Annotated in this window: 18 protein-coding genes and 5 pseudogenes; 12 read left to right on the plus strand and 11 right to left on the minus strand. The window is 33.5% G+C overall.

The window, feature by feature from the left end; translation table 11 throughout:
• Positions 1 to 119: 119 nt before the first annotated feature.
• The gene (locus ACZZ95_RS14370; RefSeq protein ID WP_463469566.1) at positions 120 to 2042 is read right to left on the minus strand and encodes a DEAD/DEAH box helicase; all 1923 of its coding nucleotides are present in this window, start codon (positions 2040 to 2042) and stop codon (positions 120 to 122) included.
• 204 nt (positions 2043 to 2246) lie between these two features.
• On the minus strand, positions 2247 to 2825 hold the full coding sequence (locus ACZZ95_RS14375) for a non-canonical purine NTP diphosphatase (RefSeq protein WP_463469567.1): 579 nt from the start codon (positions 2823 to 2825) through the stop codon (positions 2247 to 2249).
• Positions 2826 to 2900: 75 nt separating this feature from the next.
• On the opposite strand from ACZZ95_RS14375, the pseudogene ACZZ95_RS14380 reads away from it, so the two are divergent.
• Positions 2901 to 4679: pseudogene (locus tag ACZZ95_RS14380) on the plus strand (ABC transporter ATP-binding protein).
• Between the two features lie 35 nt (positions 4680 to 4714).
• On the opposite strand, the gene ACZZ95_RS14385 reads toward ACZZ95_RS14380, so the two are convergent.
• On the minus strand, positions 4715 to 5089 hold the full coding sequence (locus ACZZ95_RS14385; protein WP_463469568.1) for a ribosomal maturation YjgA family protein: 375 nt from the start codon (positions 5087 to 5089) through the stop codon (positions 4715 to 4717).
• 175 nt (positions 5090 to 5264) lie between these two features.
• Between ACZZ95_RS14385 and ACZZ95_RS14390 the strand changes: the two genes are divergently transcribed.
• From ACZZ95_RS14390 to ACZZ95_RS14405, 4 genes are all read left to right on the plus strand, one after another.
• Positions 5265 to 5867 carry a transposase gene (locus tag ACZZ95_RS14390; RefSeq protein WP_463469569.1) on the plus strand — a complete coding sequence of 201 codons (603 nt, stop codon included), beginning with the start codon at positions 5265 to 5267 and terminating at the stop codon, positions 5865 to 5867.
• A 188-nt stretch (positions 5868 to 6055) separates the two neighbouring features.
• Positions 6056 to 7234: a glycoside hydrolase family 88 protein gene (locus tag ACZZ95_RS14395; protein ID WP_463469570.1), complete on the plus strand. Its 1179-nt coding sequence runs from the start codon at positions 6056 to 6058 to the stop codon at positions 7232 to 7234.
• A gap of 7 nt (positions 7235 to 7241) precedes the next feature.
• A complete protein-coding gene (locus ACZZ95_RS14400; protein ID WP_463469571.1) occupies positions 7242 to 7643 on the plus strand; it encodes a hypothetical protein in 402 nt (133 codons plus the stop codon).
• 255 nt (positions 7644 to 7898) lie between these two features.
• The gene (locus ACZZ95_RS14405; RefSeq protein WP_463469572.1) at positions 7899 to 8270 is read left to right on the plus strand and encodes a hypothetical protein; all 372 of its coding nucleotides are present in this window, start codon (positions 7899 to 7901) and stop codon (positions 8268 to 8270) included.
• 118 nt (positions 8271 to 8388) lie between these two features.
• Here the strand turns inward: ACZZ95_RS14405 and ACZZ95_RS14410 are convergent, their stop codons facing one another.
• Complete coding sequence (locus tag ACZZ95_RS14410) at positions 8389 to 9903, minus strand: FMN-binding glutamate synthase family protein (RefSeq protein ID WP_463469574.1); 1515 nt, start codon at positions 9901 to 9903, stop codon at positions 8389 to 8391.
• A gap of 37 nt (positions 9904 to 9940) precedes the next feature.
• Positions 9941 to 10720, minus strand: a complete 780-nt coding sequence (locus ACZZ95_RS14415) for an NYN domain-containing protein (RefSeq protein WP_095953211.1) — start codon at positions 10718 to 10720, stop codon at positions 9941 to 9943.
• A 201-nt stretch (positions 10721 to 10921) separates the two neighbouring features.
• On the opposite strand from ACZZ95_RS14415, the gene ACZZ95_RS14420 reads away from it, so the two are divergent.
• The 3 genes from ACZZ95_RS14420 (at position 10922) to ric (ending at position 12775) form a co-directional block, all read left to right on the plus strand.
• Positions 10922 to 11371 (plus strand): RrF2 family transcriptional regulator, encoded by a 450-nt coding sequence (locus tag ACZZ95_RS14420; protein ID WP_463469575.1) that lies wholly within the window; start codon positions 10922 to 10924, stop codon positions 11369 to 11371.
• Positions 11372 to 11393: 22 nt separating this feature from the next.
• On the plus strand, positions 11394 to 11918 hold the full coding sequence (gene azu / locus ACZZ95_RS14425) for an azurin (protein WP_463469576.1): 525 nt from the start codon (positions 11394 to 11396) through the stop codon (positions 11916 to 11918).
• 125 nt (positions 11919 to 12043) lie between these two features.
• The gene (gene ric, locus ACZZ95_RS14430; RefSeq protein ID WP_463469577.1) at positions 12044 to 12775 is read left to right on the plus strand and encodes an iron-sulfur cluster repair di-iron protein; all 732 of its coding nucleotides are present in this window, start codon (positions 12044 to 12046) and stop codon (positions 12773 to 12775) included.
• 433 nt (positions 12776 to 13208) lie between these two features.
• Here the strand turns inward: ric and ACZZ95_RS14435 are convergent, their stop codons facing one another.
• From ACZZ95_RS14435 to nirK, 3 genes and pseudogenes are all read right to left on the minus strand, one after another.
• Positions 13209 to 13811: an SCO family protein gene (locus ACZZ95_RS14435; RefSeq protein WP_463469578.1), complete on the minus strand. Its 603-nt coding sequence runs from the start codon at positions 13809 to 13811 to the stop codon at positions 13209 to 13211.
• A 14-nt stretch (positions 13812 to 13825) separates the two neighbouring features.
• A pseudogene (locus ACZZ95_RS14440) lies at positions 13826 to 14550 on the minus strand (formylglycine-generating enzyme family protein).
• A 66-nt stretch (positions 14551 to 14616) separates the two neighbouring features.
• A pseudogene (nirK, locus tag ACZZ95_RS14445) lies at positions 14617 to 16064 on the minus strand (copper-containing nitrite reductase).
• A gap of 270 nt (positions 16065 to 16334) precedes the next feature.
• Between nirK and ACZZ95_RS14450 the strand changes: the two are divergent.
• Positions 16335 to 17599, plus strand: a pseudogene (locus ACZZ95_RS14450) (aminotransferase class I/II-fold pyridoxal phosphate-dependent enzyme).
• A 120-nt stretch (positions 17600 to 17719) separates the two neighbouring features.
• Entirely contained in the window at positions 17720 to 18205 is a 486-nt protein-coding gene (locus tag ACZZ95_RS14455) for a hypothetical protein (RefSeq protein WP_095953217.1), read from the plus strand.
• A gap of 231 nt (positions 18206 to 18436) precedes the next feature.
• Here the strand turns inward: ACZZ95_RS14455 and ACZZ95_RS14460 are convergent, their stop codons facing one another.
• The 3 genes from ACZZ95_RS14460 to ACZZ95_RS14470 all read right to left on the minus strand — a co-directional run bounded on the left by ACZZ95_RS14460 (position 18437) and on the right by ACZZ95_RS14470 (position 20451).
• On the minus strand, positions 18437 to 19555 hold the full coding sequence (locus ACZZ95_RS14460; RefSeq protein ID WP_463469579.1) for a GTP cyclohydrolase: 1119 nt from the start codon (positions 19553 to 19555) through the stop codon (positions 18437 to 18439).
• A gap of 78 nt (positions 19556 to 19633) precedes the next feature.
• Positions 19634 to 20278: a transporter gene (locus ACZZ95_RS14465; RefSeq protein ID WP_463469580.1), complete on the minus strand. Its 645-nt coding sequence runs from the start codon at positions 20276 to 20278 to the stop codon at positions 19634 to 19636.
• A gap of 26 nt (positions 20279 to 20304) precedes the next feature.
• Positions 20305 to 20451, minus strand: a complete 147-nt coding sequence (locus ACZZ95_RS14470) for a hypothetical protein (RefSeq protein ID WP_463469581.1) — start codon at positions 20449 to 20451, stop codon at positions 20305 to 20307.
• A gap of 228 nt (positions 20452 to 20679) precedes the next feature.
• Here ACZZ95_RS14470 and ACZZ95_RS14475 point away from each other — a divergent pair, with 228 nt between their 5' ends.
• Both ACZZ95_RS14475 and ACZZ95_RS14480 read left to right on the plus strand, forming a co-directional pair.
• Positions 20680 to 20961: a DUF4834 family protein gene (locus ACZZ95_RS14475; protein ID WP_463469582.1), complete on the plus strand. Its 282-nt coding sequence runs from the start codon at positions 20680 to 20682 to the stop codon at positions 20959 to 20961.
• Positions 20962 to 21010: 49 nt separating this feature from the next.
• Positions 21011 to 23466 (plus strand): annotated as a pseudogene (locus tag ACZZ95_RS14480) (YfhO family protein).
• Positions 23467 to 23522: the final 56 nt, after the last annotated feature.

A 23522-nucleotide genomic window follows, 5' to 3' on the forward strand; every position in this document is an offset into this window, starting at 1 on the left:
CTGTCTCGCTTTAGTAATTACAAAACTCATTGTTAGAGCGTAAGATTCTTTATATAAAAAAATCCCAAATTCCAATTATGTCTGGAATTTGGGATTTTGTATTTTAAGATCTTAAATTATTAATCTCTTCTAGTTCTTCTTGGTCTTGGGCTGTCGCCAAAGTTTTCTGAACGTCTTGGAGCTCTGTCAGAACCACCTTCGCTTCTTGGAGCAGAACTTCTAAAACCACCTTCTCTTTTTGGAGCAGATGAATTTCTGTCGCTTCTGAATCCTCCTTCGCGTGAACCTCCGTCTCTTGAAGAGTTTCTATCACTTCTAAATCCGCCTCCAGAACCTTCACGTCTTGGAGCAAAGCTTCCTTCTCTTCTTGGTCCAGAGTCGCGTCCGTCGCCACCTCCACGATTGTTGTGGTCACGTCTTCCGCCTCCATCATTTTTAGAGATCTCAACATTAATACGACGACCTTCTAATTGAACGTTGTTTAAAACATCCATTACTTTGTCTGTAAATTGAGGATCAGTGTTAAAGAAAGAGAATCCTTCTTTTACATCAACTTTAAAGATATCATCGCGACCTAAGTCTAATGTTTCTTTTAAGTAATCTTTTAATGACATCCAGTCGAAATTATCTCTAGAACCGATGTTTACAAAATAACGAACTGCTCCGTTATTATTGAATTCTCTTGGTTCAGAATCGCTTCTTTCACGTCTTTCTCCAGATTGAGCAGAGATGTCTCTGTTCTTTTTGTAGTACGTAATAAAACGGTTAAATTCTACTGAAACCATTTTCTTGATCAATTCTTCTTTAGTTAAATCTTCAAGAACATTGTTAATAGCTGGTAAATAGTTGTCAATTTCGTGATCAACTTCAGTATCTTTAATTTTATTTGCTAAGTGCAATAATTGAATTTCGCAGATTTCAATTCCAGATGGAATAGTTTTTTCTTCAAACTTTTGTTTGATGATTCTTTCGATAGAAGAAATTTTACGTAACTCACTTTTTGTAACAATTACAATAGAAGTTCCTAATTTTCCAGCTCTACCAGTACGTCCAGAACGGTGGTTGTAAGTTTCAATTTCATCAGGTAATTGATAGTTAACAACGTGAGTAATGTTATCAACGTCAATACCACGCGCGACAACGTCAGTAGCAACAAGCATCTGAATTTGTCTTCCGCGGAAAGATTTCATTACCCCGTCACGCTGTGCCTGAGATAAATCTCCGTGTAATGCAGCGACACTGTATCCGTCTTCGATTAATTTTTCAGCAATAGCTTGTGTGTCTCTTTTTGTACGACAGAAAACTACAGAGAAAATATCTGGGTTAGCATCTGCTAAACGTTTTAGTGCTTCATAACGATCACGAGCATTTACTAAGTAAAATTCGTGAGAAACTGTTGCAGAACCTGAGTTCTTAGCTCCAACAGTAATTTCAACTGGTTCGCTCATGAATTGCTTTGCAATTCTGGCAACCTCTTGCGGCATTGTTGCAGAGAACAACCATGTGTTTTTTTCGTCTGGAGTGTCAGATAATATAGATACGATATCTTCATAAAATCCCATGTTCAACATTTCGTCAGCCTCATCAAGAATACAGTAATCTATATTTTTAATGTTAACCAAACCTCTGTTGATCATGTCTTGCATTCTCCCTGGAGTAGCCACAATAATTTGTGCTCCTCTTTTAATGTCTCTAGCTTGCTCTGTAATACTAGCCCCGCCGTAAACTGCTACCACATTAATACCTTTCTCGTATTTTGAGTAGTTTTTAAGTTCGTTGGTAATCTGTAAACAAAGTTCTCGTGTTGGCGATAAAACTAATGCTTGTGTATTTCTGTTGTCAGCATCAATTTTTTGAATTAGCGGAAAACCGAAAGTCGCCGTTTTCCCTGTCCCTGTCTGAGCCAACGCAACCATATCCGTGTCTTTTTCCAATAATAGGGGAATCGCCTTTTCCTGTACCTCTGACGGATTTTCAAATCCTAGATCTAAAATCGCCTTCAGTAACGATTCATTTAATCCTAATTGTTCAAATTTATTCATATGTGTTTTTAAAATAGGGTGCAAAATTACTGTTAATTATTCAGATAAACTAATGGTATTTCAAGAATTATGTATTTGTTATGATTTGATTATCAAAAAGTTACAGTTTTATTAAAAACGTTCCTTTTTAAAATTGGCTGAAATCGCTAAAAAACACGTCTTAAAATGTAAAATTTAACTATTAAAATGTTGTATTTGAAACAATTATTTTGCGGCACTCAGGAAATCAATTAGTTGCTGAACTGCTTTTCCGCGGTGGCCTATTTTATTTTTTACTTCTAATGGCAATTGGGCAAAGGTCTCGTCGAAATTTTCTGGTTTAAAAATCGGATCATATCCAAAACCATTCGTTCCCACTTTTTCATCAGTGATATTTCCTTTTGCAATTCCGGTAAATAAATATTGTTTTCCTTCAAGATTTAAAGTAATAACGGTCTTGAACTGGGCGTCGCGATTTTCTTTGTCTTTTAATGCTCCTAAAAGCTTATTCATGTTATCATCTGCATTTTTTTGCTCGCCTGCGTATCGTGCAGAATAAACACCTGGTTCACCATTTAAGGCATTTACTTCTAGTCCTGTATCATCTGCAAAACAATCATAACCATATTTTTGAGTGACATAATCGGCTTTTAAAATCGCATTTCCTTCAATAGTGTCAGCTGTTTCGGGAATTTCTTCGAAGCAGTTAATATCTTCTAAACTTAAAATTTTAATGCTTTCTGGAAGCATACTTTGTATTTCTGCAATTTTATTTTTGTTGTTTGAGGCGAAAACGAGTTTCATAGAATTATCTGTTTAAATGATTTCAACACAAATTTAGAATTCTTATATTTGATATGTTACCTAAAAATAAAATAAATGCAGTTATCAGTTCTTTATAAAAAAATAATGCCTTTTGTAAAGCCGTACAAAAAAATGGTAATTGCTACTTTACTGCTCACATTTGTAGGTTCATTTGCTAGCGCAGGTAAATGCTTTGATCTTAAAATATACTGTTGATACCATAAATAATTTGATGGTCGCGCACGAGCCGTTATCTAAAGGTTTTCATTTACTAGGAATTATAAGTATTGTGCTTTTAACGAAGGAATTGGTTAATTCTGTTGTGCAGTTTGGACAAAAATTCTACGGAGAAAAACTGCGTATCTTTATAACTCGAGATATTTCTCAAACTATAGTCGAAAAAATCCTGAGTTATAGAATGGAATTTTATACTTCTGATGAAAATGAAAGCGGTAAACTGCAAACCAGAATTGATCTCGGAATTAGCAGTTTAACTAGATTAGTACAAAATTTTTTCATTGATATTCTGCCTTTATTTGCCAATGCTTTTGTGGCTTTAGTGATTATGTTTTATGCCAATGTATATGTGGGTTTGGTAAGTTTATGCATTATTCCCATTTACTTTTATATCAGTCAATTGCAGGCGGCTAAACTAAGCGGCTTTAGAAGAAGAATGCGTAATTACCGTGAAACTAAAAACAACGGAATTATCAGTTTGATTGAATCGATAACGGTCATTAAATCCTTCGTACGGGAATCAACAGAAGCAGACCGCCACGAGAAAATTCAGTTTGAAATGACAGAAAATCAGCTGGCAACCAGAAAGACCAGTTTTATTTTTGAAAGTATTAAAAGTTTTGTCGAACAGATAGGGGTGGTGATCATTATTATTCTAACCGCTTATTTTGTGCTGAATAATCAAATGACAATTGGGGCAATCATGTTTCATATTATGTTGTTTAATAATGTTTCGTCGCCAATTAGGCAATTGCACCGTATTTATGATGAAGTAAATGATGCCTTAATTTATTCGGAAGGCTTTTTTGATATTTTAGAATCAGAACAGGAAAAAGAAACAACAGGAGATTTTATACCAGAAAAGATTATTGGTTTAATAGAAGTTAAAAATGTAGATTTTGTGTATCCAAACGGAACACAAGCGCTTTATGATATCAATTTTACGGTAAAACCAAATGAAACCTCTGCTTTGGTCGGACTCAGCGGTGCTGGGAAAAGTACTGTGATTAATTTATTGGATAAATTTTATAAGCCTTCAGCTGGTCATATTTTTTTGGATGGAGTTGATTTGGCAGACTATAATACAGACTTTCTGCGAAAAAATATAGGATTGGTACTTCAGAAAAACCATATTTTTAAAGGTACAATTGCAGAAAATATTTTATACGGAAATCCAGAAGCATCCCATTCAGAAGTTATTGAAGCGACAAAACAAGCTTACATTCACGAACAGGTTATTAATCTTCCAAAAGGTTACGATTCAGATGCTCATTTGCTTTCTGGCGGACAGCGTGACGAATTGCTATCGCGAGACTTTTTCTAAAAAATCCACCCATAATTTTTCTAGACGAGCCAACAGCCAGTTTAGATGCGATAGCTACGGAGCAAATTAAAAAATCCCTAGACGCCATCAAAAAAGACAGAACAGTAATTATAATTTCGCACAGTATTTCTCAAATTATTGATGCCTCCAATATTATTGTGTTGGAAAAAGGAAGATGTGTTGAAAAAGGAACACACGACGAATTGTACGATAATAAAGGAACGTATTACCAAATATTTATGGCAATGGCGAACAGTTTAAATATTGATAAAATCACGCAGACGTTTGATTAAACCATGATTTTATTTCGTTTCGTCTTTGTCAAAGTTCAAAACTTTGACAAATATTTGTTAAAAATATTCTCAAGAAAAAATGCTGTACAAACTCCCAAAGTATAAGCGACAATATCCGACCATAAAAATCCCTGTCCTAATACGTATCTTCCAAACAGCGTTTTTCTAAGTTCTACAATCCAATCTGCTTGGTACAATTGCAAAAACTCAATACAATAACAAATTGCAAGAGAAAGAAAAGCTATTAAAAGGGCTTTTTTATATGGAAGAAAAACTCGAACCAAAAAATAAATCATAACGGCATACAGAAAATCACCGATCCATAATGGAACAAATGGGATTTTTCTGGAAAGGATTCCCAGTAAAATTGTGGTGATCAAAATTATGAAGTAATAGATTCTGGATTTCAAGTTTAAATCATTTTAGACAATGGCAAATTTATATTATTTTTTCTTGACCATACTGATAACTTCTCTTTGTCAAAGTTTAAAACTTTGACAAAGATTCTTTATTTCTTAAATATTTATTTTTAAGAAAAATCTTATTTTATTTATATTTTTGCTCTTAAAAATAACAAGATAATAGGTGAATATTAGAAATCAAAATTTAGAGCCAGACTGTTTTTATCACATCTATAATCGCGGAATTAATGGTGATAAAGTTTTTGAAAGCGATGATAACTACATGTTTTTTATGGCACAATTTCTAAAATATCTAGTTGATGTGTGCGATTTATATGCTTATTGTTTAATGCCAAATCATTTTCATTTTGTAATCAAAATTAAATCGCAAAAAGAGTTGTCTGATTTTTTTGAAGAGAAAAACAAAAGATCAAATAATAAAGGATTGCATTCAATAGAAAGTCTTGCGAGTAAGCAATTAAGTAAATTTATAAGTTCGTACACTCAAGCATACAATAAAGTTTTTGATAGACACGGGCCTTTATTTGAATCTCCTTTTAAAAGGAAGAAAATTGATTCTGAAAAATATTTAAAGAATGTAATTATATACGTTCATCAAAACCCGATAGATATTAAGAAAGATTTTAAAACTTATAAATTTTCTTCATATAAAACGGTTTTGTCATCTTTGGAAACGAATTTGAGAAGGAGTGAAGTAATTGAGTGTTTTGATGATATTGAGAATTTTAAATTTTGTCATAGTAATATAATCGATTTTAAGTTTTAAGGTGTTACTTTTTTTTTGGGTTCTAAGAAATCTTTGTCAAAGTTTTGAACTTTGACAAAGACAAAGAGAGTAGAGAGAAGATGGTAACTTACAGTACATTTTCAGGTAATCAAAAATATAAAACCCGAATTGATTTACTTTATTTCATAAATTTATCAGTTCATAAACTATCTACCAAAAACAACCACATGACTTCAAAATTTTATATAGTAATTATTGCTTTGTTTCTTTTGGGAAGTCAAGGTTATTCTCAAAAAGAAAATTCGTTTAATATCAAGAAACAGCTGGATTATTGCGCTGATCAAGCTTCAAAAACCTTAAAAGTGATTCCGAATGACGGGACTTCTCCAAGAACAGTTTCGAACGGAAGTAAAGATTGGAAATTTGTAGATTATAAAGACTGGACCAGCGACTTCTGGCCTGGAGAATTGTGGTTTTTATATGAAGCTACAAAAGATAAAAAATGGGAAAAAGAGGCAGATAAATTTACGCGTTTTTTAACGCCTTTGTCTGTTAGTAAAGCGGCAGACCATGATTTAGGTTTTCAGGTTTTTAATAGTTTTGGAAACGGATATCGTTTAACCAAAAACAAAAAATACAAAGAAATTGTCTTAAAAACTGCCGATACGTTGGCCACACTTTTTAATCCGAAAGTGGGAACAATTCAATCTTGGCCTCACAATAAAATGGGCGGGCACAATACGATTATTGACAATATGATGAATCTAGAACTGCTGTTTTGGGCTTCTAAAAATGGCGGAAACAAAAAACTATATGATATTGCAGTAAAGCACGCCGAAACGACAATGGCAAATCATTTTAGGCCGGATAATACTTCCTACCATGTTATAATTTACGATTACGAAACAGGAAAAAAGATAAAAGGAAGAACGGCTCAGGGGTATAGCGATGACAGTATGTGGGCGCGCGGTCAGGCGTGGGCAATTTATGGTTTTACGATGACGTATAGAGAAACCAAAGATTCTAAATTTTTAGATTTTGCACATAAACTGGCAAGGGTTTATCTGGATAAATTAACAACAGAAGATTTAGTTCCGTATTGGGATTTTAATGCGCCAAATATTCCTAATGAGCCGAGAGATGCATCGGCAACTGCAATTGTTTCGTCGGCACTTTTGGAATTGAGTTCTTATACAAAAGATAAAAATTTGAAAACAGAATATTTAGCAAAAGCTAAAAAGATGATCGTTTCGCTTTCAGATCATTATCAAAGCCACGATGTTAATTCGGCATTTTTACTGCATTCTACCGGACATAAACCTGCAGGAAGTGAAATAGATTGTTCTATAAATTACGCAGATTATTACTATCTTGAGGCATTATTAAGACTTCAAAAACTAAAATAAAATTATCATGAAGAAAATAAGCCAAATTGTATTTGCAATAATGATGGTATTCATGCTTGCGAGCTGTAAAAATACCAAACAAAAACTTCAGGAATATGTTACGGAATATAATAAGACTGCTCCAAGTTTTAGAGCCGACCATGTAACATTAACAACGGCCAGAGGTTACATAAACGATAATAAAATTGAATTGCGTTTTGAAACCGATTTAGAACAAAATGAAGCAAACAAATTAGCTACAGGAATCGCTTTTGCAAAACTAATAAAGAAACTTATTGCCAATGATCAGATTCCGAGACAATTGATTGAAGAAGGAGTTCAGTTTGATGTGTATTTTTTAGCTAATGATAACACCGTTCTCGGAAAAGAAATCTTAACTGGAGAATCTCTTAAATATTTTTTAAAGTAAAAAGCAGTATTTTAAGAAGTTTAAATTCCTACATATGAAAGTCTCTTTAATTTATTATTTAAAGAGACTTTTTTATGATTATAGTTCAAATAAAGCAGAAGATAGCTTTTTGATTTCTTACATTTTTTTCTGTTTTTAATGAGTAACCAATTTGTATTCAGTCGATTGTCTGTTGTGTTTTATCGACAAAACATTGTTTTTATGTTATAAATTAATTATGTTTGAGTTAAAAAATAACTATAAAACCAATAATTTATGAAAAAAATTACCCTAATCGCATTGGTATTTGCTTTTGCATTATTTTTATTAAGCTGTAAAAACACCAAACAGAAAATCCAGGAACATGTAAGTACTTATAACAACTCTTCGAGTATAAAAGGGAGTGGAATTACGAGTACAAGTGCAAAAGCTTTTCTAAAAGACAATAAAATCGAGATTAGAATCGAAACGAATTTAGAAGAAACCGATGCAAACAGAATTGCCTACAAAGAATCATTTCCTGATTTATTGAAAGAAATGATTAAAAATGATCAAATTTCTGCAGAATTAGTTAACGAAGGAGTTTCTTTTGATGTTTACTTTCTAGCCTACAATAATGCTATTTTAGCGCAAGCAAGTGGTAAATAAAGAAGGATTAGCCGTTTTAGAAGGAGTCGCAGAACCAAATAAAGAAACTGCAAAATTGTAATTGAATAAAATAGATTAAAAAAAACAGCCTCTTTACTATTTTAAAGAGGCTGTTTTTTTATGAGAACTGCGTTACGTTTTTCAAGTTATCTGGAAAATACATATCCGATAAATTGGCAAATTCATCACCGCGCATAAATATATTAATGTCTACATCGGCAAAACTGTTTTTTCCAGCAGTGACCAAAAGTTCATTTGCAGCGTGAAGTGTATTTTTATGAAAATGATATACCCTTTCAGACTTATCAGTTACAACCAAACCTTTCATTAACATTTTGTCTTGTGTGGCAACTCCAGTTGGGCATTCATTATTATGACAGCGCAAAGCTTGAATGCGACCTAGAGAAAACATAAATCCTCTTGCACTGTTACACATATCAGCACCAAGTGCTACGGCATGTAAAATAGAATAGCCCGAAATTATTTTTCCGCTTCCAATAATGCGCATTTTTTCACGAATTCCTAAACGAACTAGCGTTTTATTTACGAAAATCAATGCGGGTTCAAACGGCATTCCAACACCATCAGCAAATTCAAGCGGTGCGGCTCCAGTTCCGCCTTCGGCGCCGTCAACTGTTATGAAATCTGGATATGTATCTTCAGCGATCATTTCTTGGCAGATTGCCTCAAATTCGGCTGTGTTTCCAATACACAATTTAAATCCGATTGGTTTTCCGTTAGATAAATCACGAAGCTTTTTGATAAAATGAATTAATCCTTTTGCATCAGAAAAAGCATGATGACCAGGAGGAGAAAGAATCATAGTATGCGGTTCAACACCTCTGATCTTTGCAATCTGTTCCGTATTTTTCGCGACTGGAAGTACACCGCCATGACCCGGTTTTGCACCTTGCGAAAGTTTTATTTCGATCATTTTTACATTTGGAAGATTCGCTTTTTCTGAGAATTTTTCAGGACTAAAATTTCCTTCAGCATCGCAGTGACCAAAATATCCTGTTCCAATCTGCCATGTAATATCGCCTCCGCCGGCAAGATGAAATTCGGTTAATCCGCCCTCACCAGTATTTTGATAAAATTTTCCCTTTTTCGCTCCAATATTTATGGCACGAACGGCATGTTCGCTTAACGAACCAAAACTCATCGCAGAAACATTAAATAACGAAGCAGAATAAGGCTGTTTGCAATCTTTTCCGCCAACTAATACGCGAGGTAATTCCTCGTTTACTTTTGCGGGAAAAATAGAATGTTTAATTCCTTCGTAATTATCCGTATTTAAGTTTAATTGTGTACCGAAAGGAGTACTCGAATCAATATTTTTGGCTCTTTGGTAGACCAATGAACGCTGGTTTCTAGAGAAAGGTTTTCCGTCTGTAGATTTTTCAATAAAATACTGTTGAATTTCTGGCGCAATCATTTCAAATAAATATCTGAAATAGCCCAGAACAGGGAAGTTTCTTAAAATAGCGTGTTTTTTTTGTAAAGTATTATAAAGTCCGACAACTAATAAAATTGGAAGAATTATAACAAGTAAAAAACCGCGTTCAGTGTAATAATAAATTGTAACAACAATTAGAAACAATAAGAATCCGTAAATAAAGAATTTCTTTCTCATGTTTTTAAAAAATTAAATAGGTAATAAATAATGGTAATTAGTTGAATCTTAAACGCACATAAACGTGTTTGATTCCTTTTTTGTCTGACTCTCTTTCATCAATCTCCAGAATATCAGTTAATGATTTCAACATTGGCGTTAATTTCGAATAACCATAATTTCGGGGGTCAAATTCTGGTTTTTTCTTTACAACCAAATTGCCGACATCGCCCAAGAACGCCCATCCATCATCATCTTCAAGATCTTCTATTGTAGCTTCTATAAGTTCAATAGTTTGTTTGTCTACTTTATGAAGTGCTTTTTCAGCTGGTTTTTCCACAGGTTTTTTGGTATCTGCGGCAGTTGCTTTTGGTTTTTTCTTCTGTATGGCGCCGTCAAGAACTTCGATGTAAATAAATCTATCACAGGCTACAATGAAAGAACTTGGAGTTTTCTTTTCTCCAATGCCAATTACTTTCATTCCAGATTCTCTTAAACGAATTGCCAGACGCGTAAAATCGCTGTCACTCGAAACGATGCAGAAACCATCTAATTTTCCAGAATATAAAAGATCCATGGCATCAATAATCAAAGCCGAATCTGAAGAGTTTTTTCCAACCGTATAACTGTATTGCTGAATAGGGGTAATGGCGTGTTCTAGTAAAACGCCTTTCCATCCGTTTGCATTAGGTTTTGTCCAATCGGCATAAATCCTTTTAGTAGTTGGAGTTCCCAGTTTTGCGATTTCTTCCATCATGCCTTTTACATTGCTGTAAGGCACATTGTCTGCATCAATAAGAACAGCTAGTTTTAAATCTTTTGAGTTGCTTAAAGGCATTATTTCAATATTAGAAAATTAAGTGTCTCAAAGTTAAAATTAAAATTGGTTTTTATAAGAATTCAATGATGAATAAGTGTTTTTAACAGCACTAATTATTTTCATTATAAATAATACTTTGTTAATTTAAAATTAATTAAAGATAAGTTTGTCTTTTATTTTCAATCTTTTTATATTTGTATGGAATTAATTAAGAAATCTATGTTTTCAAAAGCCTGTGAATACGGAATTAGAGCGTCAATATTTATTGCGACCAAATCTTCAAAAGGGATTAGAGTTGGAATAAAAGATGTTGCCAAAGAAATTGATTCTCCAGAACCCTTTACGGCCAAGATTATGCAGATTCTTACCAAGAACGGAATTATTCATTCGGCAAAAGGAGTAGGAGGCGGTTTTGAGGTTTCTAATGAAGCAGTAAAAACTATAAAACTAATTCAAATTGTTGACGCAATTGACGGAAATAAGATTTACAGCAATCGCGGGATTGGACTTAAAGAATGTTCTGAAGAATATCCCTGCCCTGTACACAATGAATTTAAAAAAATTAGAGGACTGCTTTTAGAAATGCTTACCAAAACGACTTTAGAGCAATTGGCTTCAGATGTAAAATCGGGTGATTTCTTCCTAAAAACATTAAATATAAACGATTAATATTTTATAAATAATTTTAAAAATGAATACAAAAACTAAAATTTCAATAATGATCCTCATGGGATTTTTAGCAGTGACTTCTTGCGGTAAAAAAGAAACGGCTCCAGCTGAATCTACAGAAGTAAATGAAACATCTACTGAGGGAGAAGCGGCGCCAGTAACGTCTACTGCTGAAAATGTATTAGTTATTGAAGGAAATGATCAAATGCAGTTTAATACAAATGAATTGCACGCTGTTGCTGGAAAACCAATTACATTGACTTTGAAACATGTTGGTCAAATTCCTAAAGAAGCGATGGGACACAATTTAGTTATTTTAAAAGAAGGAACAGATGAAGTTGCTTTTGCGCTTAAAGCGAATGAAGCAAAAGCTACGGATTATATTCCAGAATCTGAGAAGTCGTCTATTATTGCTCATACCAAATTATTAGGCGACGGAGAAGAAGATACAATCGAATTTACAGTTGATAAAAAAGGAACATACAAATTTATTTGCTCTTTCCCTGGCCATGTCGCTATGATGAAAGGTGTATTAATTGTACAGTAAATAGCAAAGACTTCAAATCTTTATTGGGTTTGGAGTTTTTTTAAACGCTAATAAAAGATAAAATTATCTTTTATTGATTATTAGAATTGACATTAAAAAAAAATAACTAATTAAAATTGATTATCATGGAGAATTTAAAAAACAAAACAATAGGATCATTTGTAGCTCAAGATTTTAGAACAGTCGCGGTTTTTTCTAAATATAGAATTGATTTTTGCTGTAAAGGAAATAGAACTGTAACCGAGGTCTGCGAAAAACAAAATATTGATGCAGATGCTTTATTGGATAATATTGTGCAGGTTTTGCAATCAGAAAATCAGGGAAATGTAGATTTTAATGCCTGGCCATTAGATTTATTGGCCGAGTATATTGAAAAAACACATCACCGTTATGTAGAAGAAAAAACAAATGTACTGCTTCCTTTTTTAGATAAATTGTGTAAAGTTCATGGTGCAAGTCATCCTGAATTATTTAAAATTAATGAATTGTTTACTGGTCGCGCAGGAGAACTATCACAGCACATGAAAAAAGAAGAATTGGTTTTGTTTCCATTTGTAAAAAGAATGGTGAAAACTAAGGAATCTGACGGTATTTTGCACCAGCCTTCTTTCGGAACCGTTTCCAATCCAATTGCTATGATGATGCACGAACATGATAATGAAGGCGAGCGTTTTAGAGAAATTGCCGAATTGACAAATAATTATACACCGCCAGCAGATGCATGTACAACTTACAGAGTAACGTTTTCTATGCTGAAAGAATTTGAAGCAGATTTACACAAACACATTCATTTGGAGAATAATATCTTATTTCCAAAAGCGGTTGTTTTAGAAAAAGACTTTGTTGAAGTAGAGTAAGGTTAATTTATTATAGTTTGAAAAGCACCGATAAATGTCTTTAAAGATAATTATCGGTGTTTTTTTTTGATTAATTTAATGAAAACTAAACATAAGTTTCAAAGTTTTAAAATAGAAAAAAGGCAGGTAAGTTACAGAGTAACAATATATTTATAAAATAGCATCGTTGCAGATAGAAGCCCTGTGAGGGCGCCACATTTTGGAATTAGGCAAAAATGGGGATTTCGCTCCGCTGGAGCTTCAAACAAAACCTTTTTAATTTGCTATAAATATACCGTTCCTCTGGAGCTTTGAGTCAATAATCCACAAGATTTCTATAAATATTTCGTTTTTCCGATGCTTGTAATTCATTTCAATTATATGAAAAAAACAAGAGCCGATTTTCTGCTGAGAATCGTACTCTTGTTTCTTACTAATCAACTTATTTAAATTTTTATATTTTTGAAGCTTCTCTATTTATTGTCTCGATCGTTTTCTCATTATTTACGCCTAAACCTTCCTGCTGAAAAACTAATTCTCCTTCGGAATTAAAAACGCTTATAATGTTAGAATGTGAAAAATCCATTGGCGATATTTTTTTATAATTGACTGCTAAAACTGCGGCAAATTCGCGCGTATTTTCTTCAGAGGAGCGAAGGAAAATCCAAGGATCTTGATTCATTTTATTGGCAATCGCAAATGATTTTAATTTTTCCGGAGTATCCGTTTTTGGATCAATACTGACTAAAATAAGTTTTACATTTTGTTTCGTCTTTTTTTCTAGTTTCGATTCAATATCACGCATATCTGCTACCAGTCTTGGACACGCCGCTTTACAGGTTGTATAAATCATTACCATGACCAAAACATTTCCCCTAAGCGATTTTAACTCGATATCTTTTCCGTTTTGCGTTGTCCATTTAGAAGGCAGATTGTAAATAGATAAATCGCTGATTTCTTTTTTTGTTTCTGCTTTGCTTCCCGATTTTATTTCAATCTTTTTACAACTGTAAAAGGACAATGTAAGAGCGAGGAAAGCGATTGTTATTTTTTTCATCTTAACTACTTTAATTATATTTTTGGCTTTATTGTACTGGCACATCTAAAACCAAGATTTCGGGTTGAATATTGAGCTTTAAGACTTCCTCTAAATGCGTAGCGCATAAAAGCTGCATAATCCATCAGATCAGTTGCGTTTACTGATGCAGCTCGCCAGAATAAATTTTGATCACTGCTTTTATCTTTTCTGGATTCTCCCGATAAAAAAATGCTGTTAAAGTCAGAAGTCCATTCCCAAACCAATCCATGCATGTCGTAAACTCCCCAGTAATTTTTGAATGTTTTTCCAATTTCATTCTCATACGTTCTTGATTTTTCATACCACGATAAAATGTATTCGTTGAATTCTTTTTTGGTTCTGGCATCGATTTTTTTGGTGTCGGCCATTGCGGTATATTCCCATTCGTCCATTGTGGCCAAGCGTTTTCCCTGACACTCACAATATTTTTTTGCGACAAACCATGAAACACTGGTAACAGGCGATTTAGGATTTGCTGTTCCAAAATCAAGATCATTTTTCCAGTAAGAGAGATAGCTTTTGTCTGCAAAAACTCCTTTTATTATTGATTTTTGATAAGATGGATTTTTTTGACAAATTCTAAAAACGCATTGTTTGTTACAGGATAAATATCCAAATAGAATGATTTTACTACAACAGGATTTTTGGAAACGGCTCCATAAAGAGGGACAAAAGATCCCTCTTTTATGAGAACCATTCCTTTTTCCTGCGCTTTCATGACACTAAGTACAGAGAAAAAGATAGTTAGTATGAAAATGTATTTTTTCATTCAGACTGTTTGCTATTATCGTAATGCCTTTACCATTTCTGGCGTAACTTCGGTTTTATTATTTCCCCAGTCGCTATAAATGTAGGTTAGTACATTTGCGATTTCATCATCAGATAGATTCTGAGCTGGCATTACATTGTTGTATTTCTTTCCGTTTACATTTATTTCTCCAGTTAAACCATGCAGAATGGTCTTAATTGCACGTTTAGAATCGGCATTTAAGTAATCTGATTTTGCCAAAGGAGGGAAGGTGCTCGGAATTCCCTGTCCTTCAGATTGATGACAGGCGAAACAAGTTGTGCTGAAAATTTCTTTACCAATTTTGACTTTTTCTTCAGCAGTACGTTTTGGAGCCGCAGTTTTAGTCGCTGTACTTTCAGGCATTTTCTGAATTGTTCCGCCTTCAGGCAGATAAATACCTTCTTGAATTGTTCCCGAATAAATGTTCTTATTATCTTTTCCTTCGACTTTCAACATTCCCAGAGCACCTTTATTAAATGCCCTGAAAATAGAATGGTCAACTAAAATAAAAGTTCCTGGAGTTTCTACTTTAAAATCTACAATTGCAGCATGCCGCAGGCAGGAATAAGAGTAGTCTGTACATTTTTATTAATTACAGTTCCGCCTTCAACATGAACATTATCAAATATTTCACCAATAACGTGGAAGGAAGAAACTAAGTTTGGCCCGCCGTTTCCAACAAATAAACGAACCGTTTCGCCTACTTTAGCAGTCAATTCATTTCCGTTCGTTAAAGATCCCACTTTCCCATTAAATACAACATAATCAGGAGTTTCTTTAACCGCTTTATTCATGTCAAAGGGCTGTAGCCCTTTTACTCCATATTCACCTTGAGTGTAAAAATCACCCTGCATTACATAATATTCTTTGTCAACAGGAGGAAGTCCGCCTTCTGGCTCAACCAAAATTAATCCGTACATACCATTTGCAATGTGCATTCCAACAGGAGCCGTTGCACAGTGATACACATACAATCCCGGATTTATGACTTTAAAACTAAAAACTTTTTCGTGTCCCGGCGCTACAAGAGAAGAAGTTGCACCACCACCAGGTCCTGTTACAGCGTGTAAGTCAATATTGTGGGGTAACTTGTTATCAGGATGGTTTTTTAAGTGAAATTCTACTTCATCACCAACACGTGTTCTAATGAAACTTCCAGGAACAGAACCTCCAAAAGTCCAGTAGGTATATTTTACACCGTCTGTCATTGTTCCTTCTTGCTCCTTAATTTCCATGTTTAATTTAAGTTTCATGGCTGTTCTGTTTCCGACTGGTTTCGGAACCATTGGCGGTGCTGTAAGTTCAGCCTCCATTTCACCTTCAGTCATAATATCGGTATAATTATGAGCTTCCTCTTTTTTGCGACTTCCTAATAAAAGCGACGTAAAAAACGAACAAAAAACAATGTTCATTTTAATCCAACTTTTGTGATTCCTTTTCATACTACTTTGGTTTTGTTTTTCGTTTAAATATGAATCAAAAATAAAAGACTGCTTTGTCTTTTATTATGATAAAAATCATGTTTACAGAGAATAGGAAGACTGATTTTATAAAGTTTACTAAAAGTATATTGAAGATATATTAAAGGTAAATCTTGTTAAAAAAAATGTATGGAATATTTTTCAATAAAAATAAATGACACTCTGAATTTTAGAATAATAATGATTATTTTTGCTAGCTGATTAAGTTAAAAAAATATTACTACATATATTATGGTAAAAGATTTATTCGAAAGAATTCAGAACAACAAAGGGCCATTAGGTAAATGGGCTTCGCAAGCAGAAGGTTATTTTGTATTTCCTAAACTAGAAGGTGAATTGGGCCCAAGAATGCAGTTTGGCGGAAAAAATATTTTAAACTGGAGTTTGAATGATTATTTAGGATTAGCAAATCATCCAGAGGTTCGTCAAGCAGATATTGATGCTCGCAACTCAATTTGGAGTCGCTTACCCAATGGGAGCACGTATGATGTCTGGACATACTAAATATCACGAACAATTAGAAAATGAATTGGCTGAATTTGTAATGAAGCCTGCAACGATATTTATTGAATTTTGGTTATCAAGGTATGGTATCTACAATTGATGCCTTAGTAACTAAAAATGATATTATCGTTTATGATGTAGATTCACATGCTTGTATTATTGATGGTGTTCGTTTGCATATGGGTAAACGTTTTACATACAAACACAATGATCTTGAAAGTATGGAAAAAAACCTGCGACGTGCTACAAAAATGGCTCAGGAAACTGGAGGAGGTATTTTATTTATTACCGAAGGTGTTTTTGGAATGCGTGGTCAGCAAGGAAAATTGAAAGAAATTGTTGCATTAAAAGAAAAATATAATTTCCGTTTATTAGTAGATGATGCACACGGTTTTGGAACTCTTGGTAAAACAGGGGCTGGAGCAGGTGAAGAGCAGGGAGTTCAGGATGGTATTGATGTTTACTTTTCTACTTTTGCAAAATCAATGGCAAATATTGGAGCTTTTGTAGTCGCAGATAAAGATATTATTGATTACTTAAAATACAATTTACGTTCACAGATGTTTGCAAAAGCATTGCCAATGATTCAGACAATTGGTTCTTTGAAACGTTTAGAATTATTACGTAATCATCCAGAATTAAAAGATAAACTTTGGGAAAACGTAAATGCATTACAAAACGGTTTACGTTCAAGAAACTTTAATATTGGAGATACAAATACTTGTGTAACACCAGTATATTTAGAAGGAAGTGTACCTGAAGCAATGGTAATGGTAAATGATTTAAGAGAAAATTACGGTATTTTCCTTTCAATCGTAATTTATCCAGTAATTCCTAAAGGTATTATTTTGTTAAGAATGATTCCAACAACCTCACATACATTAGCTGATATCGATGAAACGTTAGTTGCATTTGAAGCTATCCGTGAAAAGTTAGAAAACGGAACTTACAAAGAAATTGCAAGTAGAACTAAAGTTGATTTAGACGCTTAATTTCTAGAGAATATCAATTTCCTTAGGTGGGAATTATGTAAAAAATCCATTCGTTATGCGAATGGATTTTTTTTATTTAAGGTAACTTTATATCATAATCACAAAATAAAAATAACAATTATGAGAAGAGTATTAACACTAACGACCCTTATTTTAACGGTTCTTGTGTCTTGTAAAAAAGAAACAACTACAACAGAGCCGGTACAAATAACACCAAGTCCGCCAAAAGAAGCAGAAATTGTAGAACCAGCTGGAGATCAATGTTATTCTTGGAAAGCAGGCGGCAGTATTATTGAAATGAGTTTCAACGTAAATTCACATCAAGAAGTAAACGGAAAACTAAGCTACAATTTAGTAGGAAAAGATAAAAACGAAGGAACCTTGATTGGTAACATGAAGGGAGATACTTTAATTGCCGATTATACCTTTAATTCTGAAGGAGTTTCTTCTATTAGAGAAGTTGCTTTTTTACAAAAAGACGGAACTTTTATTGAAGGATATGGCGATGTCGTAACAGCAAATGATAAAGTTTCTTTTAAAGATAAAACAAAACTAAAATTTGACGCAAAAAATACATTGACAAAAGTAGATTGCAAAGTAGAATAAATAAAAATGTTTAAAATGTGAAAAATCCATTCGTTTTGGGGGCGAATGGATTTTTTTTATTTCTTATATATGGATAGGGGAATAATCGCTAAAAACTAAGCACTAATAACTAAGAATTAAGAACTAAGCACTAAAAACTAAGCACTAATTACTAAGAACTAATTACTAAGCACTAATTATTAAGGACTAATCACTAAGGACTAATCACTAAGAACTATGAACTAATCACTCCTAAAGATTCTTCAAATAAGTCTTTCTCTGGCAGTGAATAGTGGGATTAAAGTTTTTCCAAAGCAAGTGAATCGCATTATTTTCCAATAATTCTGGAGTTCTAATGCAATTTATAATTCCTTTTTCTGAGAAAGTTTTGTAATATTCATCAAAAATAATAGCCGTTACACCTTTGTTTTGGTAATCAGGATGAACTCCGATTAGGTAAAAAACAACATCTTTACTGTGTTTTCTTGCTTTTAATAATTGCAGAAATCCAAATGGAAATAATTTACCTCTTATTTTTTGCGGCGCTTCTGTAAAACTTGGCATTACAATACTAAAAGCTACTAAATTATCATCTTTATCAACCACAAACTTGATGTATTCAGGATTAATAAAGCTGATGTATTTCTTTTTAAAATATTCTTTTTGAACATCAGAAATGGCTACAAACGAAGCCAGTTTAGCATAACTTTCGTTAAACAAATCAAACATTTTGTCCACGTGCGGCATAATGTCTTTTGTTTTAGTGAAATTTAATGCTCTAAGTTCGTAGCGTTTTTTAATTAAAGCCTGCGCTTTTAAGAAAAATTCAGGTTTTACGTTAGAAAAAGGAAATATACTTTCAATATATTGCTTTTCAACCTGAAACCCTAATTGCTCTAAATGTGTGACATAATACGGATGATTGTACCAAGTAATCATTGTTCCGACTTGATCGTAACCTTCTGTCAAAAGTCCCACTTTATCTAAATTTGAAAATCCCATTGGGCCTTCAGCATGCTCAAGATTATGTTTTCGGCCTAATTCAAATACTTTATCCAGTAAAGCTTTCGTTACTTCGACATCGTCAATAACATCAAACCATCCAAAACGCACTTTTCTTTTGTGCTGATTATTTACTTCAGACCAATTAATAATAGCAGTAATACGACCAACAATTTTATTGTCTTTGTAGGCTAAATAAAAGTAAGCTTCAGCATTGTCAAAAGCTGGATTTTTGGTTTTGTCAAAAGATTCCAATTCGTCCGATATAATCGGCGGTACCCAATACGGACTGTCCTTGTATATTGAAAAAGGAAATTTGATATATTCGGTTAATTCTTTTTTGCTTTTGGCTTCTTTAATTGTAATCATTAAGATGGTATTTTGCAGAGCGTTTGTTTATTAATTTATTCGTATTTGGCCTTACGTTTTCTTTCTTTTTCTTGATAGTCAACGTTTTTCTCGTTTTCTGGATTCTTTTTTAGCTTTTTCCTGAGCTTTATTGTTGGCCTGTTTTTCTTTATACCAGCCGTCATAACGCCATGATACTCCAACTCCTCCGTATAAAACAGATGGTGTGTTTTTAAAGTTTGTACTTATAGATGCGTCAACCTGCATATTTGGAGAAAGAAGATAAGCGACTCCTCCACGCACGATCGCGTCGCTGTAAAAATCACTTTTATAGCCTTGATTTTCTACAAATCCAGACCATCTGTCGTTAAATCCATGCGTTAAAGTTAATACATAACCATAACTCGGATAATCTGTTCCTATATAATCGGCGATAATATTGGTTACAAAAACCCATTTTCCGCCTCCAAATGAATTCTGCGTAATCAAAGATACTTTTGGAGAAATTGCTCCGTCTGGAGAAAAATAATACGGATTATCAGCTCCAACAAAATTTGCTCCTGCAAATATAGAAACTGCTGGAATTAATTCACTCCATTTAAAGCTGTGATTTGCTTTATAGCTGTAGATGTTTACGTCTTTTTTGTTTTTGTAAGGATCATAAATCAAATATTTAGCTCCTAAAACAGTTTGTCTGAAGTTATTTTTTTTGTAGCTGGTGTACGGAGTGTCAAAATTTTCCATTTGATACTGAACATCAAGCACAAACTCTAACTGTTCAAAGAAAGCACCGTATCGCGCGTAAAGTCGGTGCCGAAACCACTGGCATCATAATTTAATAAGTCGTGTTTTTCTTTGATGCCGTAAACTCCTAATTCGGCTTGAATTACCGATTTTCCAACTCCATAGGCCGACATAGTTTCGCCTGGACGATTTGAATTTATGACATCAGTATATTGTGCAAAAAACAGTTGTGGAATAAAAAAAAGTACCGGGGCAAGTAAGTTTTTAATTTTGAACATATAATTTTTTTTGGATTAAAATATAATAACGCGTATCAAATGTACATATTTTATTATTTATTTAAGATTCATATTTTATTTTTAAACGACGGATTTATTAATTTTGGAAAAAATTTTACAGTTATGCAAGAAGCATCATTTTCAGGTTTAAGATTAATTATTGGGATTATTGCCTTTTATTATATTTTTAAATTTCTAGCTCGAATCTTTTTACCAGTATTGGTAAAAAAGGCTGTTGAAAACGCAGGTCAAAATTTTCAGAGACAACAGCAATATCAAAGTAATACTTGGCAGAATAATAATACCAATACTAAAGATGAAATAATTATTAATACTGCAAACGCTAAAAACCCGCGCGAAACCAAAAAAGTGGGAGAGTATGTTGATTACGAAGAAATAGATTAGATTTGTGTCCTGAAAAATCAGGATTCATTTTAACCCAAACCAGCCAAAATTGAAAATAATAAATAAGTTCTATCCGCACGCCCTTGTTGTACTGGGCTTTATCCTTGTTTCATTAATTTATTTTTATCCAGTTCTACAAGGAAAACAAATTTTCCAGTCTGATATTGCGCAATACACCGGAATGGCAAAAGAGCAAAATGATTTCAGAGCCATGGAAAAAGCTGAACCTTATTGGACAAATTCAGCTTTTGGAGGTATGCCAACCTATCAGCTTGGAGCTAATTATCCAAATGATTTTGTGGGTAAAATAGATGATGTACTGCGTTTTCTGCCTCGTCCTGCAGATTATTTATTTTTATATTTTCTTGGTTTTTACGGTTTGTTATTGGTTCTAAAAACTGATCCGTTAAAGGCCTTTATTGGTGCTATTGCGTTTGGTTTTTCAACTTATTTAATTATCATTTTAGGGGTTGGTCACAATGCTAAGGCGCATGCAATTGCCTATATGCCTCTGGTAATAGCCGGATTTATACTCGTTTTTCAGAAAAAATATATTTGGGGAGGCTTGCTCACCATGCTTGCAGTCGCCTTAGAGATCAATGCGAACCACTTTCAAATGACCTATTATTTATTGATTTTCTTATTGATACTTTCAGGTTATTTTGCTTTCGATTTTATTAAAAATAAAGAATATAAACCGCTTTTAATTTCAATTGGCACTTTGGTTGTTGCAGGAATTTTTGCGATTGGAGCCAATGCAGGAAATTTATTAGCGACAAGCGAATATGCTAAATACAGTATTAGAGATAAAAGTGAGCTGACTTTTAATCCAGACGGATCTAAAAACGAGACCACTGCATCTATGACAACAGATTATATCACAGAATATAGTTATGGTATTGCAGAAAGTTTAAATTTAATTGCTCCAAGAATTTTTGGAGGTTCAAGTCATGAAAATGTAGGGAAGGACAGCCGTATGTACGAGTTCATGCTCGAAAAAGGAGTTCCAGATAGTCAAGCGCAAGATTTTGTTTCTGGAATGCCAACTTATTGGGGCGATCAGCCAATCGTTTCTGCACCAGCATATATTGGGGCAGTAGTTTTCTTTTTGGCCGTTTTAGCTTTGTTTATAGACGAAAGAAAAATTAAATACGTATTTCTAACAGGAGCTTTATTTACACTGGTACTTTCTTGGGGAAAAAATTTCTCTTTACTGACAGACTTTTTCATCGAATATGTGCCAATGTACGATAAGTTTAGAGCTGTCTCGTCTATTCAGGTTATTCTAGAACTGTGTTTTCCTGTTTTAGCCGTTATGGGATTACAATCTTTCTTTAAAGCGAAAGACGAACCGAAATTACAGCAGAAAGCATTAGTTCAAACTGGGGTTTTTGGTTTAGGTATAATTGCTATTTTAGTAATAGCAAAAGGCTTTTTCCATTTTACAGGAACAAGCGATCAATATTTCATGGAAAGCTACGGACCGGAATTTGTTGATGCATTAAAAGAAGATAGAATGACAATGTATTATGCAGATCTGTTACGATCTGGATTTTTAATTGTTCTTACTTTCGGGATTCTTTGGATGTTTATCAAAAATAAATTTTCTCAGACAACAACTTTAATTGTAGTCGGAATTATAATGATTTTTGATTTGTTTTTTGTGGACAAAAAATACGTTTCTGCTAAAGATTTTGTAAGCCCAGTTCAGATTGCGGCACCTTTTCAAGAAACACCTGCCGATTCTCAGATTTTAAAAGATACATCAGTTTACCGTGTTTTTGATCTTCAAGGTCAAGTTGCAGGGAAGATCTTCTTATTTCCATAAAACAATTGGAGGATACAGTGCTGTAAGACCTAGAAGAATGCGACGAGTTATACGATTATCAAATTGCTAAAAACAATTTGGAAATTCTTAATATGCTTAATGTTAAGTACGTCATCCAAGTAGATAAAGAAGGAAATCAGATTCCGACTCAAAATCCAGATGCTAACGGAAATGCTTGGTTTGTAAGCTCTGCAAAATTGGTAAACAAGGCAGATGATGTTATGAAAGCCTTGAATACTATAGATACTAAAAAAGTAGCGGTGTTTAATGTTCACGAACATGAAGGTAAATTCCCGAATGCTCGTTTAAAGAAACCTTGGGATACAAATGGAACAATCAAAGTTGTTACGTACAAACCAAATTACATTAAATACAAATCTGAAAACGAGAAAGATGGTTTAGCGGTTTTCTCTGAAATGTATTATAAAAATGGATGGAACGCTTACATAGACGGTAAATTAACAGATCATTTCCCAGTTGACTATGTTCTAAGAGCAATGGAAATTCCTGGCGGAAAACATACAATCGAGTTTAAATTTGAGCCTCAGGTTATAAAAACAGGAGGAACCATTACTTTGATTAGTTCAATTGGAATGTTGTTACTTTTGGCTGGAGGAATTTATTTTGAAAAATTTCGCAAAGACTCGCAAAGAAATAACGGAGATACTCAAAAATAATTTAAAATCTTTGTGACACTTAGCGAATACTTTGTGGATCTCTGTGGAACTGAATA

This window comes from Flavobacterium sp. AC267, from assembly GCF_979258715.1.

Coding starts and splice junctions, on each gene's coding strand:
- ACZZ95_RS14370 (WP_463469566.1), bottom strand. CDS start 2,042: ATGAATAAATTTGAACAATTAGGATTAAATGAATCGTTACTGAAGGCG.
- ACZZ95_RS14375 (WP_463469567.1), bottom strand. CDS start 2,825: ATGAAACTCGTTTTCGCCTCAAACAACAAAAATAAAATTGCAGAAATA.
- ACZZ95_RS14395 (WP_463469570.1), top strand. CDS start 6,056: ATGACTTCAAAATTTTATATAGTAATTATTGCTTTGTTTCTTTTGGGA.
- ACZZ95_RS14400 (WP_463469571.1), top strand. CDS start 7,242: ATGAAGAAAATAAGCCAAATTGTATTTGCAATAATGATGGTATTCATG.
- ACZZ95_RS14405 (WP_463469572.1), top strand. CDS start 7,899: ATGAAAAAAATTACCCTAATCGCATTGGTATTTGCTTTTGCATTATTT.
- ACZZ95_RS14410 (WP_463469574.1), bottom strand. CDS start 9,903: ATGAGAAAGAAATTCTTTATTTACGGATTCTTATTGTTTCTAATTGTT.
- ACZZ95_RS14415 (WP_095953211.1), bottom strand. CDS start 10,720: ATGCCTTTAAGCAACTCAAAAGATTTAAAACTAGCTGTTCTTATTGAT.
- ACZZ95_RS14420 (WP_463469575.1), top strand. CDS start 10,922: ATGTTTTCAAAAGCCTGTGAATACGGAATTAGAGCGTCAATATTTATT.
- azu (WP_463469576.1), top strand. CDS start 11,394: ATGAATACAAAAACTAAAATTTCAATAATGATCCTCATGGGATTTTTA.
- ric (WP_463469577.1), top strand. CDS start 12,044: ATGGAGAATTTAAAAAACAAAACAATAGGATCATTTGTAGCTCAAGAT.
- ACZZ95_RS14435 (WP_463469578.1), bottom strand. CDS start 13,811: ATGAAAAAAATAACAATCGCTTTCCTCGCTCTTACATTGTCCTTTTAC.
- ACZZ95_RS14455 (WP_095953217.1), top strand. CDS start 17,720: ATGAGAAGAGTATTAACACTAACGACCCTTATTTTAACGGTTCTTGTG.
- ACZZ95_RS14460 (WP_463469579.1), bottom strand. CDS start 19,555: ATGATTACAATTAAAGAAGCCAAAAGCAAAAAAGAATTAACCGAATAT.
- ACZZ95_RS14465 (WP_463469580.1), bottom strand. CDS start 20,278: ATGGAAAATTTTGACACTCCGTACACCAGCTACAAAAAAAATAACTTC.
- ACZZ95_RS14470 (WP_463469581.1), bottom strand. CDS start 20,451: ATGTCGGCCTATGGAGTTGGAAAATCGGTAATTCAAGCCGAATTAGGA.
- ACZZ95_RS14475 (WP_463469582.1), top strand. CDS start 20,680: ATGCAAGAAGCATCATTTTCAGGTTTAAGATTAATTATTGGGATTATT.